Genomic DNA, 2,082 nt, shown 5'->3' with positions numbered 1-2,082 from the left:
TTCTTTAGCTTAGCCATAAAAAACCTTTTGAGAAGGAAGATCAGGACAACCCTTACGATTTTGAGCGTGGCAATTGCCATCTCCATCCTTTTCAGTTTAGTGGCTTTTAACCGGGGATATGAAAAGGAGATGAAAAAAGAGCTGCAGTATTTAGGTTATCACATCCTCATCGTTCCCAAAGGGTGCCCGTATGAGGCAGCTTCTTTAGTGTTGCACGGAGGGAAATTCCCCAGGTACCTGAAGGATGAGTATGTGAATGAGATAAAAAAGGTGCCGGGGGTCAAAGAATCTGCACGTCTCTTTATGAATTCAGAGACAGACTCGTTGCTTAAGGAGACCAAAATCTATTTTGGAATAGATCAGGATTACTTGAGATTCAAACCGCGATGGAAATTCAAAGAAGGTGGTTTCTTCACAGATGACCACTCAGCAGTGATCGGACAATATGTGGCTGACACCAAGAAGCTAAAGCTTGGCGATAAGACCAGGGCTTTCGGAGAGGATTTCACCGTCTCAGGAATCTTAGAACAGACCGGGGATCAGGATGACGGGTTCTATTTTCTGCCCATAAAGACTCTGACCAGGGTTTCTGGAAAAGAGGGTCTTCTGGTAGCGGTTCCCATAAGGGTGGAAGACCTTTCTAAAATAGAGGAGATAGCAGAGAGATTGAGAGCTGCAGAGACTGATATGAATGTGGTCTCTATGAAAGAAGTCACCGGTGCGATTATGGGTCTGGTCAGCTCCACCCGGGTTTTAATCTATGCAGTGGTTTTAATTGCGATTTTAATCAGCGCAGTAGGTGTTCTGAACACCATCCTAATGTCGGTTTTCGAGCGCACCCGGGAAATCGGGATGATGAAAGCAGTTGGTTCTTCCCGAATGGATATATTCAGGCTGATCTGGTATGAGACTTTTATCGTGTGCCTAACCGGCGGGTTGTTAGGGTCATTCTTAGCAGTAGCGGGTTCAAGCGGTATAGAGAAGTTTATAAAGAAGTTAATGCCCTATGCTCCGGGTGGACAACTCATATCGGCTGACATGGTGGTCATAATCGTCTCGGTAATGTTTGCCGTGATAATGGGGATTCTGGCGGGGATTTATCCGGCTTACCGGGCATCAAATCTAATGCCGATTGAGGCTATCAGAACCGAATAAGGAAAGGAGAAAAAGATGACAAAAGAGCTTTTTAACTTAGAGGGGATAACTAGAATCTATAAGAGAGGCAACGAACAAATCAAGGGAGTAGATAGTCTAACTCTGAAGATAGACCAGGGCGAATATATTTCAATCTTAGGTCCGTCAGGCGCAGGGAAGACCACCTTCTTGAATATGTTGGGCTGCATCGATTCTCCTACTTCAGGTAAGTTGGTCTTTTATCCAGACAATGGAGAGATGATAGAGCTTACCAAAATGAAGGAGAATAAATTAGATGAGTTCAGAAGAGAAAACATCGGTTTTGTCTTTGCAGATTTTTTCCTGCTGCACTCTTTAACTGCAACCGAGAATGTAGAGCTGCCTTTGATCTTCTCCAAAGGGAAAAAAACCGAGGTTGGATATTCCAAAAAAGTACTGGAGATAGTGGGTTTGGGTCACAGACTTACTCACAAACCCCTGCACCTTTCAGGCGGAGAGATGCAGAGGGTTGCGGTTGCCCGCTCGATGGTGAACAAGCCAAAAGTGCTTTTAGCAGATGAGCCCACAGCGAATTTGGACACCGGCAATAGCGAGGTTATTTTCAACCTATTTGAGGACCTTAACTCAAGAGGGATTACTGTAGTAGTGGCAACCCATGCAGAGGAGTTAGCCAAAAGGGCAAAGAGGATAATCTTCTTGCAGGACGGCAAGATAATTGAGGACAAAGGAGGAAGGAAAGATGAGAGATAATAATCACGCTATCTATGGAGAAGGATTGACCAGAATCTTTCAGAGAGGAAGTGAAAAGCTCTACGCCCTAAAAGGGGTTGATTTTCAGATAAGCCCAGGCGAGATCGTGTCCGTAGTCGGCAGGTCTGGTTCTGGCAAGACTACACTTTTGAATATGATCGGGTGTCTGGACACTCTTTCTGAGGGGACGCTTTATAT

The 2,082-nt window shown here is 44.9% G+C and carries 3 protein-coding genes; all 3 read left to right on the top strand.

Annotated elements, in window-relative coordinates:
- Window positions 1–1,155, top strand: a 1,155-nt coding sequence (locus MUP17_09365; protein MCJ7459186.1) for an ABC transporter permease, incomplete at its 5' end; no start/stop codon positions are given.
- 15 nt (window positions 1,156–1,170) lie between these two features.
- Window positions 1,171–1,884, top strand: coding sequence for an ABC transporter ATP-binding protein (locus MUP17_09360; GenBank protein ID MCJ7459185.1), 714 nt, complete (start codon window positions 1,171–1,173; stop codon window positions 1,882–1,884).
- Window positions 1,874–2,082, top strand: a 209-nt coding sequence (locus MUP17_09355; GenBank protein ID MCJ7459184.1) for an ATP-binding cassette domain-containing protein, incomplete at its 3' end; no start/stop codon positions are given. The genes MUP17_09360 and MUP17_09355, both read left to right, overlap by 11 nt.

Source organism: Candidatus Zixiibacteriota bacterium (assembly GCA_022865345.1).
Lineage (GTDB): Bacteria > Zixibacteria > MSB-5A5 > MSB-5A5 > RBG-16-43-9 > RBG-16-43-9.
This window is presented reverse-complemented; position numbering and strand designations above follow the sequence as displayed.